Raw genomic sequence first — 4,613 nt, 5'->3', positions numbered from 1 at the left:
GCACCCGTTGAAAAAAGTGTGCACACAAAAACAAAAAAGTGTGCACACAAAAAAGAGCTGCATCCTGCCATTCAAGAGCTAGAAGATAGTGACCTTACTGACAAGCAAAAATCCTTTGTTATCGAGTATGTGAGGCTTTCGAATGCAACTCAGGCATACATCAATGCTTATGATGTAACCTATGAAACAGCTGGAACTGCTGGTCAAAGGATGTTGCAAAATGTTGCAATTAAAACAGAAATAAAACGTCTACGTCAGGCTCGATTAAAAGAGCTTGAAATAGACGTTTTTTCGTTGGTTGACGATATGGCCAAAGAGGCAAAAGCGGATATTGGAACGTATGCCGATTGGGGTTCTGATGAGTTTCAATACAAAGATGAAGCGACCGGAAAAGAGCTGACAGGGCACAAGTCTTGGGTTGCCTTAAAAGATAAGTCAAAGGTTGATACCAAGGCTATTAAGAAGATTACCGTTGGTAAAGATGGCCCAATCGTTGAGTTGCATGACCGAAACAAGGCTCGCAAGGAATTGTTGGAGTATCTAAATGGCAAAGGTGTCTTCGACAACGGCACTAATAATGGCGAGATGATTATAAATATGGATTCGTTCGAGGAGAAGGGAAATGGCAACAATTAACATTAACTTTCATCACTCTGTCGACAAATCTTACTATCCATTGTTTGCGAGTCATGATCCATTTGTCGCCATTAAGGGCGCTCGTGGCTCTGGTAAGTCGTGGGCGCAGGCATACAACGTTATTTATGAGATGTTGCGACTGCCATATGTTAATTGGCTGGTTATTCGTCAGTATCAGAACACAAACAAGGAATCAACATATAACACGATTAAGAAGGTCATCAATCTATTAGGGTTGAGTGACCTTTTTAAATTTACGGTTAGTCCGCTTGAAATTACTATGAAAGCAACGGGACAGAAAATTTACTTTCGGGGCATGGATGACCCGTTGAAAATCACGTCTATTAGTGCCGAGAGTGGCTATTTGTGTCGTGCCTGGTGGGAAGAGGCTTACGAGTTAAAGAGCCGTGAGGACTTTCAGACGGTTGTTGAATCATTGCGTGGTCAATTGCCTGATGGTGGCTATTATCAGCACATTCTAACATTCAACCCTTGGTCTGAACGCCATTGGTTAAAAGAAGAGTTTTTTGACGATGAAACCAAGCGTAATGGTGTGTTGAGTTTTACGACAACATACAAGAACAACAGCCACTTAGACCAGCAGTTTATTGACAATATGATGGAGCTAAAAAAGCGCAACCCTAATCGTGCCAGAGTAGCTGTAGATGGCGAGTGGGGGATTGCAGAGGGGCTTGTATTTGAAGGAATGTTCGAGCTTGAAAACTTTGATATAAGCAAGGTTCAAGGTCGTCACATCATGGGTCTCGATTTTGGTTTCACTCATGACCCGACGGCATTCATTAAAGCGGTTGTAAAAGACCATGATATATACGTATATGATGGCTTCTACGAAACGGGGATGTTGAGTGCACCAATGGCTCGAAAATTAGCTCGTAGTGGCGCATTAAGAGGTAAGGTATATGCCGATAGTGCAGAACCAAGAACGATTGGAGAACTTCACGCACAGGGTCTTAAAACGATTATTCCTGTTGGAAAAGGTAAGGACTCTAATGTTCAGCGTATGGAGTTTATGAAGAACTTTAAGTATCACATTCATCCAAGCGCTAGTTACCTGGTTGATGAAATGAGTACCTTTGCTTATCAAAAAGATAAGTTTGGCAAGTTCTTAAACAAACCAGAAGACGGCAATGATCATGCTATTCAAGCACTAGGATATGCACTTGAACCAATCATCTTCACTAATAGCCAAGGAAAGTACATGAATTATCGAGAACGTGTCAAAGCAGTCAATGATTTGGGATTGCGATAGGAGTAGTATATGGCAACACTAGAAGCCGATAACAGTTATCAAACGAAGGCGGAACGATACTTGCACCATGCTTTAATGCAGTATCAAGAAAACCTTAACAACTTAACGCCAAAACGTGTGGGTCAGTTCCTCATGCACCATTACAATAAACAACGCCCACGTCTAATTAATCTTGATAGTTACTACAAGGGTATTAATACCAAAATTAATAGTGAAGCTAGTCGCCGTATTGATGAGTATGGGGCTGATGTACGATTAGGTCATCCATTCGCTCAAGAGATTGTCGACTTTCACACCGCCTTTTCGGTTGGGAACCCGATTAACATTAGCGTTGATCAAGACCACAATGGCCAAGAGGATGAGCACCAACAGTTAGACAAGATTAATCATGAAAATGGTGTGGATTCACTCTTTTATGATTTGTTTTCTGACATGTCTAAGTACGGAAGAGCTTTTGCTAATGTCTACCGTGAGGGGGATGTTGAGAAGATTACTCGGCTTAGTCCTGCTAACACGTTTGTGATTTACTCAAATGATGTTGACCCAGTGCCGATTATGGCCGTTCGCTACACGGAACAGTCACAAATTGACGATGATTTAAATTATCAACCCTATGTGATTGAGACGTGGACAGATAGTGAATACACGATTAGTGAACCTGTAGCAATTGCTGATGGGACACCCGTTGACGGGTACAAGGTGGCTGAAACAACCAAATTATCCACACTTCCTGTAGTTGAATTTTGGAATAATACCCTGCGAATGGGTGATTTCGACGGCGTGATTAGTTTAATTGATGCATATGATAGCGCACAGTCTGACACGGCTAACTACATGCAGGATAGCAACGATGCCATGCTTGTTATTAAAGGTGACATTGATGATTTGCTAGATGGTGCTGACTTAGCTGCTGATCCAGATGACAAAGAGTATCTGGAAAAGCTAGCCAAGGAAAAACAAGGGCTTGTTGATAGTATTCGTAAGTCACGCACGCTCTTTTTGAAGTCTGGTATTAGTGGAACCGGTCAACAAACAACGGTATCCGCTGATTATATCCACAAACAATATGATACGGCTGGCGTTGAAGCTTACAAGAACCGACTGTATAAGAACATTCATTCATTCTCCCGCACGCCTGATGTTTCGGACGAAAACTTCGCAAGTAATGCTTCCGGTGTTGCCATGCAGTACAAACAGCTAGGTGTTATTCAATTAGCCAAAACAAAGCGCCGATCCTTTGCTAAGGGATTAACAACAATTTATGGCATTGTGGAAAACTTAGAAAAGGCAGCCTCTGGACCATGGAAGTTGGACTATCAAAACATTAATTTTATGTTCACTGATAATTTGCCAACTGATGATGTGGCTACTATTCAAGTATTGCAACAATCCGGGGCTAGTTTCCCTAAGGAGTACCTAGACCGTTATGCACCAGGTATTGATACTGATGAACTTGAAACCATGCGAGAACGTGAAAATGAGCCAGTGAATGCCATGCAGGAGGAAATGAAGCGCTTGCAGGATAAAACCTCACAGCTAGGTGATGAAGATGATGAGTAATCATGATTTAGGACTACGTTTTTCCAACCAACGAGCAAGAGCAGATAATCAATCTGTTAAAGAGCTTAACAAGATGATTGCCAACAATCAGCAGGCTTTCTTGGCGTGGTGGGGGAGCTTTAATGATGAGTATGATGATTTCGACCAGGCAGACTACTCGCAATATCCAGATAGTGAATTGGTCAGTGAGATAGACCATTACGCTATCCAAAATGGTATTAAGACGGTACAGGTTAACAACGTTGACCAGTTATTAGAGTATGCACTGATGGTATTTACTTCGGTTGTTACCTTAAAGGCAATTAGTTATGTGGGTAAGTCTCTAAAGGAAGAGGCCAAAGTAACGGCCGACTTTGGACGAAAAGTATATGGCACGGCTGTACAAGAGATTGCTCAGAAAGTCATTGACCAAGGTATCAAAGGTGTTAAATGGTCTGACCGTATTTGGAGTAATCAAACACGGCTACGTACTGACATGTCTAATATCTTGCGTGAATCCTTATTAGACAGCCAGAACCCGACGACCTATACCAAGCAGATTAAGGACCGCTACGGTGTGTCAAGGTATGAGGCAGAACGTATTTTGCGTACAGAGGGTGCTAGAGTATCCGCTGAACAGCAAGTAAAGTCGATTAAGTCTGCTGGCTACAAGAAACTCGAATGGGTGGCAGGCGCTGGATCGTGTCAGTTGTGTATGGAACTAGATGGCAAGCAATTCAAAGCAAGCAGCTTTGGCTCTGGCCGTTATGTGATTCCAAAGCACCCTAACTGTCGTTGCTCGATAGTAGCGGTCGACGAATCGGACACAACAGTATACGAAGATTAATAAGCATTCACTTAATTGTGAGTGCTTTTTTAGTACATAAATCGACCTGGGAAGTCGTTAAAAGCACCATCACAACGGAGTAGCGAGTGGAGGTTGTGCCGTATGGTGGAAACTGTGCAAGCTACTGTGCATTTATTTTAGGAGGACGGCATGTCGCAAGAAGTTGATACGCAAGTTGACCAAGAAACCGAAGTACAAGAGGACGAAAGTCAACAAGAAACACAAACTCTGTCGCAAGAAGAGGCTAACAAGTTAGCTGAACAAGAGGCAGAACGTCGAGTGGCGAAAGCTCGTGCTAAGTGGGAAGAAACCATGAAGGAG

General features: G+C 42.6%; 4 protein-coding genes. All 4 read left to right on the top strand.

Going from position 1 to position 4,613, the window contains the following annotated elements; genetic code table 11:
• A partial coding sequence (locus IV71_RS07275; RefSeq protein ID WP_056995065.1) for a terminase small subunit occupies positions 1 to 636 on the top strand: 636 nt, incomplete at its 5' end.
• A complete protein-coding gene (locus IV71_RS07270; RefSeq protein ID WP_010692156.1) occupies positions 623 to 1,906 on the top strand; it encodes a PBSX family phage terminase large subunit in 1,284 nt (427 codons plus the stop codon). The genes IV71_RS07275 and IV71_RS07270, both read left to right, overlap by 14 nt.
• Before the next feature lie 9 nt (positions 1,907 to 1,915).
• Entirely contained in the window at positions 1,916 to 3,466 is a 1,551-nt protein-coding gene (locus tag IV71_RS07265; protein WP_056995064.1) for a phage portal protein, read from the top strand.
• Positions 3,456 to 4,292 (top strand): minor capsid protein, encoded by an 837-nt coding sequence (locus IV71_RS07260; protein WP_050790549.1) that lies wholly within the window; start codon positions 3,456 to 3,458, stop codon positions 4,290 to 4,292. The genes IV71_RS07265 and IV71_RS07260 overlap by 11 nt, the downstream gene beginning before the upstream one ends.
• The last annotated feature ends 321 nt before the right edge of the window (positions 4,293 to 4,613 follow it).

The sequence above is a fragment of the Fructobacillus fructosus KCTC 3544 genome, from assembly GCF_001438695.1.
GTDB classification, from domain to species: domain Bacteria; phylum Bacillota; class Bacilli; order Lactobacillales; family Lactobacillaceae; genus Fructobacillus; species Fructobacillus fructosus.
This window is presented reverse-complemented; position numbering and strand designations above follow the sequence as displayed.